Below are 15,585 nucleotides of genomic sequence, written 5' to 3'. Positions count from 1 at the left end.
TCACTGTTGATTCGATGCTGTGGGTTTCTACGCCCAAGCCTAATACCTCGCAATCCTAGACCAAGCGGTCTATAAATGCAATTTTAGTTGTCTACACCTGAAACATTTCATTCACGGCCGAAAGAATCTGAGCGGCAACAACCTGCTTCGAGCCATGCTCCACGCGTTGTGGCGCGCAATCCGGACGTAAAATCCACCCCTCATTGGACTTTTGGCCAAAGGTTTTTCCGCGCCCGACCTCATTGGCCATGAGCACGTCGCAGCCCTTACGCGCAAACTTTTCCTGGGCATAGTCCAAGGCGGACTTCTGGGCATCGCCGGTTTCGGCGGCGAACCCTACAATCACGCATTCGGCAGAGATTTCCGAGCGCTCGCGCGCGGCAACGAGCCCTTTGAGTACATCCGGGTTTTCCACCAGATGGAGCGTCGAGAGTGCATCGTCTGCCTGCCCCTTCTTCATCTTTGATTCGGCAACCTCCGCGGGACGGAAGTCAGAAACCGCGGCGGCCATGATCACTACGTCCGCATCGCGGGACTCCTCGCGCATGGCGTCCTCTAGCTCACGGGTGGAGACAATGTGGCGCAATTTCGCGCCGCTTGGCACAGGAAGTTGGGCGGTATTACCCGCAACGACGGTGACCTTGGCCCCCATCTGGGCGGCCCATTCCGCGAGTGCAAATCCCTGCCTGCCGGAAGAACGATTACCCAAGTAGCGGACCGGATCCAGCTCTTCCTGGGTGCCGCCGGCTGATATGACGACCTTCTTGCCCTGCCAGGTGTGCTGGACTCGGTAGCCTGCCAGTTCAGTACGGACAATCTCCGCAATCTGTTCCGGCTCCGGCAAACGACCCGGGCCAGAATCCTTGCCGGTTAGGCGGCCGTGGGCGGGCTCGATGACGGTGATACCGCGACGTCGCAAAGTAGCCACGTTGTCCTGCGTTGCGCGGTTATGCCACATTTCAGTGTGCATGGCTGGGGCCACAATAACCGGGCACGTCGCGACCAATACGGTGGCCGTGAGCAAATCGTCTGCTCGGCCTGCAGCCAAGCGCGCGATAAGATCCGCGGTGGCGGGCGCAATGACCACGGCATCCGCATGCTGTCCTACGTTGACGTGCTGCACCTCATCCACGGCCTCAAACACGCTCGTGGAGACGGGATGGCCGGATAGGGCCTCAAACGTAGCCGCGCCCACGAAGTTCAGTGCACTTTCCGTCGGGACAACGCGGACGTCATCGCCCGCTTCCTTGAGATTGCGCACGAGGTGGCACGCCTTGTAGGCGGCGATGCCGCCAGCGACGCCCAGAACAATATTGCGAGAGGTATCTTTATCAGTCACACCGCACGATGGTACCTGCCGACATAGAGAAAGGCCCCACCCGCCGCGACCAAGAGGTGCACCCCAATTCGGGGATGCACATCCGTGGCGGCGCGTGGAGCCTTAAAGCTATTACACGCTTAGTGCTAGTTACTTGCCTTCCTCGTGGTCAAGCAGGCCAGCATCAATCTCGCGCAATGCGATGGACAAAGGCTTTTCGCCTGGCTCTGGGGTAACCAGCGGGCCTACGAACTCGAAGACACCTTCATCCTGCTCTTGGTAGTAGCTATTGATCTGACGTGCGCGCTTAGCGGCAAAGATGACCAAAGCGTACTTAGAGGAAACCTTGTCCAAAAGCTCATCGATCGGGGGATCAGTAATGCCGATCGGATCATCAAATACTGGTTCCGCCTTTGCGGCTTCAGTGTTAGAAGGGGTGGTCACGTTAGTCACATGCACCTTTACATTGATTGAAGATGGTCAAAAAGGAGGTCTATGCCCGCAGGATATCACTAATGGCAGATACTGCCTCGTCCAGATCCTCGTTCACAACGACGTGATCGAACTCGTCCTGTGCGGCTAGTTCCTCATGCGCAGTTTGCAACCTACGGTCAATGACGTCTTGCGGCTCGGTACCGCGGCCGGTGAGCCGCTCCACAAGTACCTCCCATGACGGGGGCGCCAAAAAGACCAGGTCTGCCTCCGGCAGCGCTTTCTTAACACTCCGGGCACCCGCGAGATCCACCTCAACGAGTACCGGGCGGCCAGCGGCCAAAGCTTCCTCTACCGGCTGGGCGGGCGTTCCAGAGCGCTGCAATCCGCCGTGGATATCAGCCCATTCGAGCATCTCCCCGGCATCGATTCGCTCCTGGAAGGTTTCTGGGGTGACGAAGAAGTAATCGACACCGTCCTGCTCCCCGGGGCGGGGCTGGCGCGTGGTCATAGACACGCTGAAGTACAGCCCCTCGACGTCACTGCGCAGACGCGAAACTACGGTGGATTTTCCCACTGCGGAAGGCCCCGCCAGAACGACGAGGCGCCCGCGTGCAGTTGCGTCAGCCATGGTTGTGACTATTCGCCGTAACCGAAACGCTCGAGGAGAGCACGACGCTGACGCTCACCCAGGCCGCGCAGACGACGGGTCTGAGCAATCTCCAGGTCCTCCATGATTTCCTTAGCCTTGACCTTGCCAACCTTCGGCAGAGCCTCGAGGAGCGCAGAAACCTTGGTCTTGCCGATGATCTCATCGGTCTCAGCCTTTTCGAGCACGTCCTTCAGGTCGGTCTCGCCGCGCTTGAGCGCAGCCTTGAGCTCGGCGCGAGCCTTGCGGGCCTCAGCGGCCTTTGCGAGAGCTTCCTTGCGCTGCTCATCAGTCAACTTTGGAAGGGCCACGGGTTTCCTCCGATTCATTAGATTGATTCTGTTACGTCTAGTACTTGGTACCAGATTACGGTTGCCTAACGCAGTTAATACACCGCGGAAAGTTATTAATAACCTTCGAGCAAACCGACTTCTGGTAATCCTAGCACTGCTCATTGAACGGTGACGATTAGCGGGTCCAAAAGCACGCCTATTTTAGCACGTCACCGCACATACCTTAAACAAAGTACCAGGTAAACGGCGCGGCTGTTAATCAGCCACGCCGCCCCTTCTAGTCCCGGAACTCCGCTGCCACCTGAGCAACTGCTTTGCGCAGGTCAGCGACGTCAGGACCTTGCTCCAGCACTGCTCGAGACACATTGGCGAATCCCAGCGATGGATGAGCAGAAACAATGCCGTGCACCTGCTTTGGGCCAGCGCCCTGGGCGCCGACACCGGGCAGAAGAACTGGACCATTGAGCGCATCGAGGCGCGGCGGATTGTCCAACGTAGCGCCGACGACTACGCCGACATCGCCAGGCTTGTCGGCCTTGTTCGCCTCGACATTGAACGCGGCGCATTCATCGACGACGCCCTGAGCGATAGTGCTCTCCTCGCCCACCGGGACCGACTGGATGTCACGCGCCTCCGGATTGGAGGTAGCGGCGAGGACGAATACACCGCGGCCAGTTTCTTCGGCCTTGGTGAATACCGGCCCCAGTGCGCCAACGCCTAGATAGGGCGACACGGTCACAGAGTCTGCGCGCAGCGGCGAGCTAGCGCCGAGCCACGCATCTGCATAGCCGGCCATGGTGGAGCCAATATCGCCGCGCTTGGCATCGGCAACAGTAAGGCACCCCGCTTCCCGCAGGGAAGCCAAGACTTCTTCCAGGACCGCGAAGCCCTGAGAACCAAAGCGCTCAAAGAAGGCAACCTGTGGCTTTACCAAGGCGGCGGTATCGCTAAAGGCTTCAACGCAGCGCATGCTAAAGGTCCGCAGACCTTCAGCGGTAGGCTCCAGTCCCCACTTGTCCAAGAGATATGGGTGTGGGTCGATGCCAACGCACAGGCGCCCACGTTCCTGACCGGCTTTTTCTAGCCGCTCGCCAAATCCTTTAGTGCTGTGGGCCATGCTCAAGCTCCTGGAGTGCGCGTACCTGCAGGTTGCCAATGCGCATAGCTTCGATGCCCTGAACAGCTGCGGTTACACCCTGCACGGTGGTCACCAGTGGGATCTCCATGTGTACGGCGGCGGCGCGGATATCGTAGCCATCGTGGCGGGCACCGGCGGAGCCGGCTGGAGTATTAAGAATCCAGTCGATCTCGCCGTTGAAGATCTTATCCACGATAGATTCTTCGCCCTCCTTGGCCTCAGAGACCTTGGCAGCAACCTCGCACTCGATACCGTTGCGGCGCAGCATCTGCGCGGTGCCGGCGGTGGCGACGATGTTGTAGCCCATGTGGGCCAGGCGCTGAATCGGGAAGATCAGGGTGCGCTTGTCGCGGTTGGCAACAGAAACGAAGACGGTGCCCTCCGTGGGCGGCACGGCGAAGGCTGCAATTTCGCCCTTGGCATAGGCCGCGCCAAAGTTGGTAGCCAAGCCCATGACCTCACCGGTGGATTTCATCTCTGGCGAGAGCAGCGTATCGAGCAGGCTGCCATCGGGGCGGCGGAAGCGGTTGAATGGCAAGACTGCTTCCTTGACGGCAATCGGGTGCTCCAGCGGCAAAGAGCCACCGTCATATTCGGAAGGAATCATGCCTTCGGCACGTAGATCCGCGATGGTCGAGCCCATCATGACGCGAGAGGCTGCCTTAGCCAGTGGTACTCCGGTGGCCTTGGAGACGAACGGCACGGTACGGGAAGCACGTGGGTTGGCCTCAATGACGTAGAGGATGTCATCCTTCAAGGCAAACTGGACGTTCATCAAGCCCTTGACGCCAATGCCCTCGGCGAGCAAGCGGGTGGACGTGCGGACCTTTTCAATGTCCTCTGGTCCTAGGGTCATCGGTGGCAGCGCACAGGAGGAGTCACCGGAGTGAATACCGGCCTCCTCGATGTGCTCCATGACGCCGCCCAGGTAGACCTCGTTGCCGTCGCACAGGGCATCAACGTCAATCTCGATGGCGGAATCCAGGAAGCGGTCCACCAGAACCGGGTGGTCCGGAGACAGCTCGGTGGCACGCTCGATATAGTCTTCCAGCGCCTTTTCGTCGTAGACGATTTCCATGCCGCGGCCGCCCAGCACGTAGGACGGACGAACCAGTACTGGGTAGCCGATGGAGGAAGCAACCTCGCGGGCCTCCGCGAAGGAGGTGGCGGTGCCGTACTCCGGTGCTGCCAATTCTGCCTCATCGAGGACCTTGCCGAATTCGCCGCGGTCCTCGGCGGAATCGATTGCTGCAGGGCTGGTGCCCACAACCGGAACGCCTGCCTCCTCCAGGCGGGCAGCGAGGCCCAGCGGAGTCTGGCCACCCAGCTGGACAATCACACCGGCAACGTCACCGGAAGTGGCCTCCGCGTGGTAGACCTCCATGACGTCCTCGAAGGTCAGCGGCTCGAAGTAGAGGCGATCTGCGGTGTCGTAGTCAGTGGAGACGGTCTCCGGGTTGCAGTTGACCATGACGGTCTCGTAGCCCTGCTCCGAAAGCTCAAGGGCCGCGTGAACGCAGGAGTAGTCAAACTCGATGCCTTGACCGATGCGGTTAGGGCCGGAGCCCAAGATGATGACCTTGCCCTTGGAGCCTTCCGGTGCCGGGCGAACCTCGGTCTCGGCATCCGGGTCGAGCTCATAGGAGCTGTAGTGGTACGGGGTCTGGGCCTCGAACTCGCCGGCACAGGTATCTACGGTCTTGTACACGGGGCGGATGCCCATGCGCCAGCGCAGGCTGCGTACGCCATCCTCGCCGTTGAATTCGGGGCGAAGGGCGGCAATCTGGGCGTCGGAAAGCCCAAAGACCTTGGCCTCGCGCAGCAGTTCCTCGGTGAGCACTGGGGCGTCGATAAGCTCCTGGCGGAAGGCCACTAACGTGGCCAGCTCAGCGATGAACCATGGGTCAACGCCGGAAGCTTCGTGGACCTCGTCGATAGAAGCGCCGAGGCGAAGGGCCAGCTCGATGTCGTACATGCGGCCCTCGGTCGGGCGCTCCAGATCCTTGAGCACGGCCTGCAGGTCAGTGGCGCGCTCGCCGGCGAAGTACTCATCCGGCTTGGTCCAGAAGCCATTGGGCTTGTTTTCCAAAGAACGCATGACCTTGTTCAGGCCCGCGATGTAGTTACGGCCGATGCCCATGGCCTCGCCCACAGACTTCATGGTGGTAGTCAAGGTGTCATCGGCACCCGGGAACTTCTCAAAGGCAAAGCGTGGGGCCTTGACAATGACGTAGTCCAAGGTCGGCTCGAAGGCCGCCTTGGTCTCGCCGGTGATGTCGTTTTGCACCTCGTCCAAGGTGTAGCCAATGGCGAGCTTGGCCGCCAGCTTGGCAATCGGGAAACCGGTGGCCTTGGATGCCAGCGCGGAGGAACGGGACACGCGCGGGTTCATCTCGATGACGATGATGCGGCCGTCTTCCGGGTTAACCGCGAACTGGATATTACAGCCGCCGGTATCGACGCCGACCTCGCGGATGATGGCAATGCCCAAGTCACGCATCTTCTGGAACTCACGGTCAGTAAGCGTCAGCGCCGGGGCGACGGTGACGGAATCGCCGGTGTGCACGCCTAGGGCATCGACGTTTTCGATGGAGGCAACGACCACGACGTTGTCATCGCCATCGCGCATGAGCTCGAGCTCGTATTCCTTCCAGCCCAGGATGGATTCCTCAATGAGCACGTTGGCCTCAGGGGATGCGGCCAAGCCGCCGCCGGCGATGCGGTCCAGGTCCTCATTATTGAAGGCCAGACCGGAGCCCAAGCCACCCATGGTGAAGGAGGGGCGGACTACGACGGGCAGGCCGAGCTTGTCGACGGTCTCGTGGACCTCATCCATGTTATGGCACACAGCGGAGCGGGCGGACTCACCGCCGATGGAGGCGACGATGTCCTTGAACTTCTGGCGGTCCTCGCCGCGCTCGATGGCGTCAATATCGGCGCCGATAAGCTCGATGCCGTACTTGTCCAAAATGCCCTGGCGGTCAAGCTGAACTGCAGCGTTCAATGCGGTCTGGCCGCCCAGGGTAGCCAGCACGGCGTCGATGGGGTTGCCCTCTTCGCGCTCCTTGACCAGGATCTTTTCGATGTATTCCGGCTCGATAGGCTCCACGTAGGTGTGATCCGCAAACTCAGGGTCGGTCATGATGGTAGCCGGGTTGGAGTTGACCAGCGTTACGCGCAGGCCCTCCTCCTTGAGCACGCGGCAGGCCTGGGTGCCGGAGTAGTCGAACTCGCAAGCCTGGCCGATGACGATTGGGCCGGAGCCGATGACCAGGACGTGGTTGATGTCGTTGCGCTTTGGCATAGTTGTTCTTCCTTTTCCTGGTTGTCTACTTATTTGGGGTGTGGTTAGCCATCAGTTCTTCAAACTGATCAAATAGCGGGTTGGCATCGTGCGGGCCCGCCGCGGATTCTGGGTGGTACTGCACGGAGTAGGCCATGCCGTTGCGCAATGCCACGCCCTCAACGGTGTCGTCATTCAGGCAGATGTGGGTGACCTGCGCGGGGCCGAAATCGGTGGCGAACTCGGCATCGTTGCTGTTGAGGTCATAGCCTTCCGGCGCCTTCAGCGCGAAGCCGTGGTTCTGGGAGGTGATATCAATCTTGCCGGTCACGTTATTGCGCACCGGCACGTTGATGCCACGGTGGCCAAACTTCATCTTGTAGGTGTCCAGGCCCAGCGCGCGGCCCAGGAGCTGGTTGCCAAAGCAGATGCCGAAGAACGGGATCTTGGCTTCGAGCACCTGCTTGATGATGCCCACCATTTCATCGGCGGTAGCCGGGTCGCCCGGGCCGTTGGAGACGAAGACGCCATCCGGGTTATAAGACTTCACCTTGTCAAAGGAGGTATTCGCGGGCACGACGACGGTTTCGATGCCGCGCTGAGAAAAGTGGCGCGGGGTTGCGGTCTTCACACCCATATCGAAGGCAACGACGGTGTACTTCTTCTCCCCTACGGCCTCGACCGTGTACGGCTCGTCGGTAGATACCTCTGCGGCTAGGTCGGCGCCTTCCATGGAGTCCTGGGACTTAACTTCCTTGAGCAACTCCTCGACCGGGCGCTTTGCATCTTCGCCGGAGAACAGGCCGGCGGCAATGGAGCCGTAGTTGCGCAGGTGGCGTACCAAGGTGCGGGTATCGATGCCGCGGATGCCAATGACACCCTGCTTTTCCATCTCTTCGCTCAGGCTGCGCTCTGCACGCCAGTTGGATACGCGCTGCGCGAGGTCGCGGATGACGAGGCCCGCAACCCAGATGTGGTTGCCGTGGGACTCATTGTCCTCGTCGTTCCAACCGGTATTGCCAATGTGCGGCGCTGCGGAAACCACAATCTGGCGGTGGTAAGACGGGTCCGTCATGGTCTCCTGGTAGCCGGTCATCGCCGTGGTGAATACGGCCTCGCCCAAGGTGGTGCCGGTGGCGCCAAAGCCATAACCGCGGAAGGTACGCCCGTCCGCGAGAACGAGGATTGCTGGGGTTCTATCAGTCACGTCGTGGCCTTTCTCTGCCATATAGGTGGTCTCAGTGTGCAAGGTTAGTCTTCTTCGGAGGCTGCCAAGTCAAAAGTGACGGCACCTCGCAAAATGGTGTGGGTAACGCGGGCGCCAAATTCTTCGCCAGCGTACGGGTTGTTTTCGGACTTGGAGGCCAGCTTGGCGGAATCAGAAACCCAATGGTGGTCCGGGTCCACAATGGTCAAGTTGGCAGGCTCACCCTCTGCGATGGGGCGGCCATGGCCTGGCAGGCGGGTAATTTCTGCGGGGCGCTCGGACATGACGCGGGCAACAAAGCGCCAATCGGCCAAGCCGGTCTCGACGAAGATCTTGGCGATGACGGCCAAGGAAGATTCCAGTCCCAACATGCCAGGGCGGGCATTTTCAAACTCCACGCACTTGTCTTCGGAGCCGTGCGGGGCGTGGTCGGTGGCGACGCAGTCAATGGTGCCGTTAAGCAGCGCCTCGCGCAGTGCCGCGGTATCGCGCTGTTCGCGCAGCGGCGGGTTGACGCGGAAGAGGCCATCGTAGGTGCGCAGCTTGTCGTCGGTCATCAACAGGTGGTGCGGGGTTACCTCGGCGGTGAGAGGAATATCCTGCTCCTTTGCCCACTTCAGCAGCTCCACGGTGCCCTGGGTCGAGGCGTGGCAGATGTGCACGCGGTTGCCGTAGTCGCGCGCCAACAGTGCGTCGCGGGCCACGATGGATTCCTCCGCCACGCGCGGCCACCCGCGCAGGCCTAGCTTGGCCGCGGTCTCGCCTTCATGGGCGGAAGCACCACCGGTCATACGGTCATCCTCGGCGTGCTGCGCCAGCAGCACGTCCATGCCCTTGGCATATTCCAAAGCGCGACGCATGAGCTGCGGATCCTGGACGCACTTGCCGTCATCGGAGAACATGCGCACCTTGGCGTCCGAGCGGGCCATCATGCCGAATTCAGTCAGCGTCTTGCCTTCCAGGCCCTTGGTGATGGAGCCCACCGGGTGGACGTCGCACAGCGCCAGTGCCTGGGACTTGGCCCATACGGACTCAGCGATGATCGGCTGGTCGGTCACCGGGTTGGTATTAGCCATGGTGAACACGGCGGTGAAACCGCCCTTGGCGGCAGCCTTGGAGCCGGTCTCGATGGTCTCGGTGTCCTCGCGGCCGGGCTCGCGCAGGTGCACGTGCATATCCACCAGGCCTGGCAAGAGCACGTTGCCCTGGCCGTCGATGACCTGTGCATCCTCGGCTTCTGCCGTGGCGCCGATGGCAGCGATGATGCCGTCCTTGACCACGACATCGGTGGGCTCGCCTTCGCCGTACAGGCGCACATTCTTAATCACAAGTGGGGATTCCGCCGGCGCGGAAAGGCGACCGGTTTCCGGGTAAGTAGTCATTGTCTCTCCCTAAAGTTGAGTGTGGGTCGCGGTTTTAAATGCCGACGTTTTCGCCATTGGTCAGCAGGGTAAACAGCACCGCCATGCGGGCGTGTACACCGTTGTGCACCTGCTGGAGGACCGCAGTTTTGTCCAAATCTGCGACGCCGTAGTTAATCTCCATGCCGCGCAGCATCGGGCCTGGGTGCATGACGATGGCGTCCTTGTGCATGGCCGCCGCGCGATCCTTGGACAGACCAAAGAGGTTGGCGTATTCGCGGTGGGAGGGGAAGAAGCCGCCGTTCATGCGTTCTTGCTGTACGCGCAGCATCATGATGACGTCGGCGTCTGCGATTTCCGCATCAAAGTCATAGGACACCCGCACCGGCCAATTCTCTACCCCAAAGGGCATGAGGGTGGCTGGGCCTACGAGGGTTACCTCAGCACCAAGAGTGGTGAGCAGATCTACGTTGGAGCGCACGACGCGCGAGTGCAGGCAATCGCCCACAATCTTTACCTTCAGGCCGGCAAAGCCTTCGTCGCTGTGCAGTCCTAAGCGCTGGCGCATCGTGACGGCGTCGAGAAGCGCCTGCGTTGGGTGCTGGTGCGCGCCGTCGCCCGCGTTGATCACAGAAGGCCCCTTGCCGTTAGGCGCAACCCACTGGGCCAGCTGCTGCGGCGCACCAGAGGAAGGGTGGCGCATGATGATCGCATCGGCGCCGATGGCGGCCAAGGTAAGGCCCGTATCCTTCAGGGACTCGCCCTTCTTTACCGAGGAGGTGGAGGCAGACAGGTTGATGACGTCCGCGGACATCCACTTGCCGGCCGTTTCAAAGGACGAGCGGGTGCGGGTGGAGTTTTCATAAAAGAGGGTATAGATGGTCCGGCCCCGCAGGGTCGGCAGCTTCTTTACCTCGCGGCCTTCGAGCGCCTCGCGGAAGCGATCCGCTTCATCCATCAGACCGATAATTTCGCTTCGGTCCAGCTCTGCCATATCGATGAGGTGCTTCATGGTTATGCCTCCCCCGTTTCGGAGCCGGTTCCGTTCGTAGTTGCGGCGGCTCGGGTCAATACGACCGCATCCCGGCCGTCAATCTCGCTGTTGTATACGGTGACATCTTCTTCTCGCGCGGTGGGCAAATTCTTACCCACATAATCGGCGCGGATAGGAACCTCGCGGTGGCCGCGATCTACCAAGACGGCCAGCTGAATAATGTCCGGACGGCCCACGTCACTCAACGCGTCCAAGGCGGCGCGGATAGTGCGGCCGGAATACAGCACATCGTCGACCAAAATAACGGTGGAGTTATCAATGCCACCGGCGGGAATGGTCGTCGGTTGGAGCGCGCGATGCGGCTTACCAAGCAGGTCATCGCGGTAGAGGGTGATATCGAGGGAGCCCCATGGGACTGCAACCCCGGAAAATTCTTCAATCTTGTGCGCTAGGCGCTGTGCAAGTGGCACGCCACCAGAGGGAATGCCAAGCAGAATGACCCGCGGTGCGTCCGCGGAATCGAGCGCCGTTTTTTCAATGATCTGGTGCGCGATGCGTGCAACGGTACGCGAAACATCATCGGAGCTTAAAAGCTCTAGCTTGTTCGCGGTAGCGTCAGTTCCACTCATCGTGACCTCCTTCCCCGCCTCACGGTGCGGTCTTTAAAGGATGCCGGTTGATGGTCTCAAAAATGTCTATGCTGTTAGACACAAGATACTCTAGCACCTTCCCCACCATTTGGGTGAGGGCGAAAAGAAGGAGGCACTCCACACAGTGAGTTTTTCCGCCGAACACATAGTCCCCGCCCCGCGCGAGCAGGTCTGGCAATGGCATACCCGCCAAGGCGCTTTAACCCGTCTGAACGCCCCCTTTGCCTTCATGAAGCCCATCCAGCAGGCAGAGAGCCTCGGCGATGGCGCCTCCATCCTGGGCCTTCCGGGCGGCCTGCGCTGGACCGCTCAGCATAAGCTTTCCCAGTACCGCGAGGGCTATGAGTTCACCGATGTGTGCGTAAACTCCCCCATTCGCAAATTTGCCAAATGGCAACACCACCACACCTTTGCGGACCACCCGGACGGCACGCTCGTTCGCGATGAAGTTACTACCCGCATTCCTTCGGCGGCGCTGGAATCGGTCTTTGCTTATCGGCAGCACCAGCTCATTGAGGATTTTTCCTTTCTCCAGCGGCTTGCCGACGCCTCCTTAAACACCCAACCACTAACCATCGCCGTAACCGGCTCCCGCGGCAGCGTGGGCGCAGCGCTTACCGCCCAACTGCGCACCGCCGGGCACACGGTAATCCAGCTCGTGCGCGGCACGGCTCCCAAGGGCCAGCGCACCTGGCGGCCGGAGCACCCCGATCCCGACCTCCTGCGCGGCGTCGACGTCCTCGTCCACCTGGCAGGCGAGCCCATCTTCGGCCGCTTTAATGACGAGCACAAGGCCGCCATCCGCGATTCCCGCGTTGGCCCTACCGAGCGCCTAGCCCGTCTAGCGGGGTCCACGGATTCCGTCCGCACCATGGTTTGCGCCTCTGCCGTGGGCTACTACGGCTCCGACCGCGGCGATGAGATTCTCACCGAAGACTCCGCACCTGGCGAGGGCTTCCTCGCAGACGTCGTAGTCGACTGGGAGCGCGCCTGCGAGCCCGCCCGCGCCGCGGGCACCCGCGTGGTCAATATTCGTACCGGCATCGCCATGTCGGGCGGTTCCGGCCTCCTGCCACTGCTGCGCGCCCTCTTCTCTACCGGATTGGGCGGCCCCTTCGGCGACGGTGAGTTCTGGTTCAGCTGGGTCGCCCTCGATGACCTGACGGATGCCTACTTCCGCGCCATCGTGGACGATTCGCTGGAAGGCCCGGTCAATGCGGCCTCGCCTAACCCGGTGCTCAATAAGGACTTCGTCAAAGCCCTTGGTGCCGAACTACACCGTCCGGCATTGCTCCCCGTTCCGCCCTTCGGTCCCACAATCCTGCTGGGCAAGGAAGGCGCCCAAGAGTTGGCCTTGGCGCAACAACGCGTAAGCCCCACGGTTCTACACAAAATCGGGCATACGTTCCGCTACCCCACGATCGATACTGCTCTCGCCCACGAACTTGGCGGCGAGCGCCTATGGAGTCCCAGTAACTAGATAAGAACTTAGGTAAACTAGTAAAGGTTGACCTTTATCCCCGATTAGTACATGGATTGAGACTACTTAAGTGTCTGAAGAACCAACCCTGTATCCCGATACGCCGGTAGAGCCCGTAACTCTCGAGCGCATCGGCGAAATCTTTGCATCTGAGAACCTAGAATACCGCCTCGAAGAGCAGCCAGTGAGCGAGGAGGAAACCGTACAGATCCTGCGCACAGGTTTCTCCAACGTCGCCATCGCCATGCAGGTGCGCGATGATGTGCTCGTGGCGGATTCCGTCTGGCGCGGCAACGTGCCTTCTTCTGAGGGCCCAACCCTGTTGACGGTGCTCAACCAGTGGAACCAGCAGCACTTCGCGCCAACCCTGCGCTTCTTTGAGTCAGCCGAGAATAACCTCGCCGTCTCTGGCGTGCGCGAGATCAACATTGCCCACGGTTTGTCCCGCAATCAGATTGGCGCTTTCGTGATGTCCACGCTGGATTCTATGCTGCAGTCCTTCGCCTTCGTGGAAGAACACTACCCACAGCTCGTGACTTGGGAGGAGCACAAGCATGACTAATGCCTCTACCGAAAACAACCTGCCGGAGATCACCCTTGACCGCGTTGTCGAGGCCATGCGTACCTTCGACATTGAATTGACCAAGATGGACAGCGATATTGAGGCAGCTACCGCCAACCTCAACGGCCTGCCCACCATGTTCGCGGTTCTCGATTCCGTGGTTATTGTCCGCTGCGATGTGCCTACCGACGCCGCCTATTCCAAGGCCGACGCCGGCCTCTTCCTCGCGGCTAACCAGATCAACTCCGTAGCCTTCGGCGCGCGCGCTGTTATCTCGGAGCACGATGACATGCTCGTGGTGCGCACCGAGCGCGATATCCCTGCCGCCGCCGGCATGACCGACGAGCAGCTGCAGGCTGCCCTGAAGACCGCCGTAGATGGCGTCATACGCGGCCAGGATGCCATGGTTTCTGCCGCCGAAGAGATGGCCAAGCTTGGCTCCGAGACCGCAGCCAATGCCGGATCTGGCGACGCCGCCGCAAGCGACGCCCCGCAGAGCTAAGCCGCACTAACATCCGCCGCTCTCCCCCTCTCCTTCCGCCTTAACAACGGCGCAAGGGTGACGGGGAGAGTTCTTTTTACTCTCGGCCGTTCTGGGCACATGGAGACACGCGGATGGGCGTCGATAGGCACTGTCTTGGGCATGAAAATACCGCCCGCCCCAGCTCTTCACCATCGAGCTGGGCGGGCGGTTTAAGTATGCGGGCCGGTTTAAACCTGACTATTCCGCAGTGGGGTCCTGCTGCGCAGAACCGTCTGCTGCAGACGAGCCGTCGGCCGCGGCAGCGGAGTCAGAAGCGGTGGATGCGGAGGTATCCTTGGCCGCATCATCCGCGTTCACGGAGTCTACCGACTCCTCGTCGGTTGTATCCTCGCCGTCCTCGTCCGCATTCGCATCGCTGCCCTGGTGTTCTGCGGACATCGGGTTTTCCGCAGAACGGGATTGCGCCACGTCATCCAACACAGCGTGGATATATGGCGCTGCTTGATCGTTGGAATACTGGGAAGCAATCTCCACGCCTTCCACGACTGCAGTAGCGGTGGGAATATCCGGGTTGAACAGCAGCTCCCATACCGATAGGCGCAGGATAGCGCGGTCAACGGCCGGGATGCGGTGCAGTTCCCAGTCCTCGGCAAGGAACCGAGAAATGGTGTCATCGATGGCATCCAGCTCTTCAGCGACGCCCTTGACAATCACCTGCGTGTATTCGGCCACAGGTGCTACCGCGTTGCGATCCTCACGTGCCAAGGCGATGCGATCCTCCACGATGGCAACGGGGTCAACGTCCCTGTTTTCTGCTTCGTAGAGGATATCGGCGGCACGACGACGTGCACGGTACCGCGCGGTGTGCCGCTTGTAGTTGATATCGCGCTTAGGGGTGTTATCAGACACAGTCAGATGCCCTAGTTGTTAACGCGGGAGAGGTACTCGCCGGTACGGGTATCGATCTTGAGAACGTTGCCGATCTCGATGAACAGCGGAACCTGGATTTCAGCACCGGTTTCCAGGGTGGCGGGCTTGGTGCCGCCGGAAGAACGGTCACCCTGCAGGCCAGGCTCGGTGTGCTCTACCTTAAGGTCTACGGAGATAGGAAGTTCGGCAAAGAGTGCCTCATCCTCGTAGAAGGAAACCTGAACGCGCATGTTCTCCAGCAGGAAGCGAGCGGCATCGCCGAACTTCTCCGGCGGGAGCTCGTACTGCTCGAAGGTCTTTTCATCCATAACAACGTAGCTGGTGCCATCGTTGTACAGGTAGGTCATATCGCGGCGGTCCACGGTAGCGGTCTCTACCTTAACGCCAGCATTCCAGGTCTTGTCCACGGTCTTACCGGAGACAACATCCTTGAGCTTGGTACGCACGAAGGCTGGGCCCTTGCCCGGCTTCACGTGCTGGAACTCAACGATCTGCATCAGTTTGTTGTCGATCTTCAGAACGAGGCCGTTCTTGAAATCAGTAGTATCAGCCATTGCGGTTAAACTCCCGAAAATTGTGGACTAAAGGTTGAAAACAATGTTTAAGCCTACCGGACAACTGCCCCTTGGGGTATTACCGGTCCCCCATTTCTTCCCCACAGTTGACAGCGGGGTGCCTTTCGGGGCCCATCGCCTGCCCTAAACCGTCAGACACGCGAGCAATCAAAGGTTTTTATCCAGCAATAACTCGCTGTACGATAAGGCTTTGCTTAATTGATTTTTCACATACCTACCAAGGATTTTT

General features: G+C 60.3%; 15 protein-coding genes. 3 read left to right on the top strand and 12 right to left on the bottom strand.

The features are described 5' to 3' along the window. Positions 1-91 precede the first annotated feature (91 nt). The 10 genes from coaBC to pyrR form a co-directional block, all read right to left on the bottom strand. A complete protein-coding gene (gene coaBC / locus QP884_RS07705) occupies positions 92-1,339 on the bottom strand; it encodes a bifunctional phosphopantothenoylcysteine decarboxylase/phosphopantothenate--cysteine ligase CoaBC (RefSeq protein WP_284821582.1) in 1,248 nt (415 codons plus the stop codon). A 129-nt stretch (positions 1,340-1,468) separates the two neighbouring features. Next, a complete protein-coding gene (rpoZ, locus tag QP884_RS07700) occupies positions 1,469-1,771 on the bottom strand; it encodes a DNA-directed RNA polymerase subunit omega (RefSeq protein WP_005324891.1) in 303 nt (100 codons plus the stop codon). 40 nt (positions 1,772-1,811) lie between these two features. After that, positions 1,812-2,381, bottom strand: a complete 570-nt coding sequence (gene gmk / locus QP884_RS07695) for a guanylate kinase (RefSeq protein WP_005324892.1) — start codon at positions 2,379-2,381, stop codon at positions 1,812-1,814. Positions 2,382-2,389: 8 nt separating this feature from the next. Continuing rightward, a complete protein-coding gene (gene mihF, locus QP884_RS07690; RefSeq protein ID WP_005328460.1) occupies positions 2,390-2,710 on the bottom strand; it encodes an integration host factor, actinobacterial type in 321 nt (106 codons plus the stop codon). 259 nt (positions 2,711-2,969) lie between these two features. Then, positions 2,970-3,809: an orotidine-5'-phosphate decarboxylase gene (gene pyrF, locus QP884_RS07685; RefSeq protein ID WP_284821581.1), complete on the bottom strand. Its 840-nt coding sequence runs from the start codon at positions 3,807-3,809 to the stop codon at positions 2,970-2,972. Continuing rightward, complete coding sequence (carB, locus tag QP884_RS07680) at positions 3,793-7,134, bottom strand: carbamoyl-phosphate synthase large subunit (RefSeq protein WP_284821580.1); 3,342 nt, start codon at positions 7,132-7,134, stop codon at positions 3,793-3,795. Before carB ends, pyrF begins: the two co-directional genes overlap by 17 nt. Positions 7,135-7,159: 25 nt before the next feature. Beyond that, entirely contained in the window at positions 7,160-8,341 is a 1,182-nt protein-coding gene (carA, locus tag QP884_RS07675) for a glutamine-hydrolyzing carbamoyl-phosphate synthase small subunit (RefSeq protein WP_239192195.1), read from the bottom strand. Positions 8,342-8,364: 23 nt separating this feature from the next. Further along, a complete protein-coding gene (locus QP884_RS07670; RefSeq protein ID WP_284821579.1) occupies positions 8,365-9,702 on the bottom strand; it encodes a dihydroorotase in 1,338 nt (445 codons plus the stop codon). Positions 9,703-9,736: 34 nt separating this feature from the next. Next, on the bottom strand, positions 9,737-10,693 hold the full coding sequence (locus tag QP884_RS07665; RefSeq protein WP_284821578.1) for an aspartate carbamoyltransferase catalytic subunit: 957 nt from the start codon (positions 10,691-10,693) through the stop codon (positions 9,737-9,739). Between the two features lie 2 nt (positions 10,694-10,695). Further along, on the bottom strand, positions 10,696-11,304 hold the full coding sequence (gene pyrR / locus QP884_RS07660) for a bifunctional pyr operon transcriptional regulator/uracil phosphoribosyltransferase PyrR (protein ID WP_284821577.1): 609 nt from the start codon (positions 11,302-11,304) through the stop codon (positions 10,696-10,698). Between the two features lie 145 nt (positions 11,305-11,449). On the opposite strand from pyrR, the gene QP884_RS07655 reads away from it, so the two are divergent. The 3 genes from QP884_RS07655 to QP884_RS07645 all read left to right on the top strand — a co-directional run bounded on the left by QP884_RS07655 (position 11,450) and on the right by QP884_RS07645 (position 13,869). Further along, positions 11,450-12,805 carry a TIGR01777 family oxidoreductase gene (locus QP884_RS07655; protein WP_284821576.1) on the top strand — a complete coding sequence of 452 codons (1,356 nt, stop codon included), beginning with the start codon at positions 11,450-11,452 and terminating at the stop codon, positions 12,803-12,805. Between the two features lie 70 nt (positions 12,806-12,875). Further along, positions 12,876-13,367: a YbjN domain-containing protein gene (locus QP884_RS07650; protein ID WP_204608924.1), complete on the top strand. Its 492-nt coding sequence runs from the start codon at positions 12,876-12,878 to the stop codon at positions 13,365-13,367. Next, positions 13,360-13,869 carry a YbjN domain-containing protein gene (locus tag QP884_RS07645; protein WP_284821575.1) on the top strand — a complete coding sequence of 170 codons (510 nt, stop codon included), beginning with the start codon at positions 13,360-13,362 and terminating at the stop codon, positions 13,867-13,869. Before QP884_RS07650 ends, QP884_RS07645 begins: the two co-directional genes overlap by 8 nt. Positions 13,870-14,088: 219 nt before the next feature. On the opposite strand, the gene nusB is transcribed toward QP884_RS07645, so the two are convergent. Together nusB and efp are read right to left on the bottom strand one after the other, a co-directional pair. Next, the gene (gene nusB, locus QP884_RS07640) at positions 14,089-14,760 is read right to left on the bottom strand and encodes a transcription antitermination factor NusB (RefSeq protein ID WP_284821574.1); all 672 of its coding nucleotides are present in this window, start codon (positions 14,758-14,760) and stop codon (positions 14,089-14,091) included. 11 nt (positions 14,761-14,771) lie between these two features. Beyond that, positions 14,772-15,335, bottom strand: coding sequence for an elongation factor P (efp, locus tag QP884_RS07635; RefSeq protein ID WP_005324919.1), 564 nt, complete (start codon positions 15,333-15,335; stop codon positions 14,772-14,774). Positions 15,336-15,585: the final 250 nt, after the last annotated feature.

Source organism: Corynebacterium tuberculostearicum (assembly GCF_030229345.1).
Classification (GTDB): Bacteria; Actinomycetota; Actinomycetes; order Mycobacteriales; family Mycobacteriaceae; genus Corynebacterium; species Corynebacterium tuberculostearicum_G.
The sequence above is the reverse complement of the archived record's forward strand: the minus strand, read 5'-3'. Positions and strand labels throughout refer to the sequence as shown.

Coding starts and splice junctions, on each gene's coding strand:
- carB (WP_284821580.1), bottom strand. CDS start 7,134: ATGCCAAAGCGCAACGACATCAACCACGTCCTGGTCATCGGCTCCGGC.
- QP884_RS07670 (WP_284821579.1), bottom strand. CDS start 9,702: ATGACTACTTACCCGGAAACCGGTCGCCTTTCCGCGCCGGCGGAATCC.
- QP884_RS07645 (WP_284821575.1), top strand. CDS start 13,360: ATGACTAATGCCTCTACCGAAAACAACCTGCCGGAGATCACCCTTGAC.
- efp (WP_005324919.1), bottom strand. CDS start 15,335: ATGGCTGATACTACTGATTTCAAGAACGGCCTCGTTCTGAAGATCGAC.
- pyrF (WP_284821581.1), bottom strand. CDS start 3,809: ATGGCCCACAGCACTAAAGGATTTGGCGAGCGGCTAGAAAAAGCCGGT.
- carA (WP_239192195.1), bottom strand. CDS start 8,341: ATGGCAGAGAAAGGCCACGACGTGACTGATAGAACCCCAGCAATCCTC.
- QP884_RS07665 (WP_284821578.1), bottom strand. CDS start 10,693: ATGAAGCACCTCATCGATATGGCAGAGCTGGACCGAAGCGAAATTATC.
- pyrR (WP_284821577.1), bottom strand. CDS start 11,304: ATGAGTGGAACTGACGCTACCGCGAACAAGCTAGAGCTTTTAAGCTCC.
- gmk (WP_005324892.1), bottom strand. CDS start 2,381: ATGGCTGACGCAACTGCACGCGGGCGCCTCGTCGTTCTGGCGGGGCCT.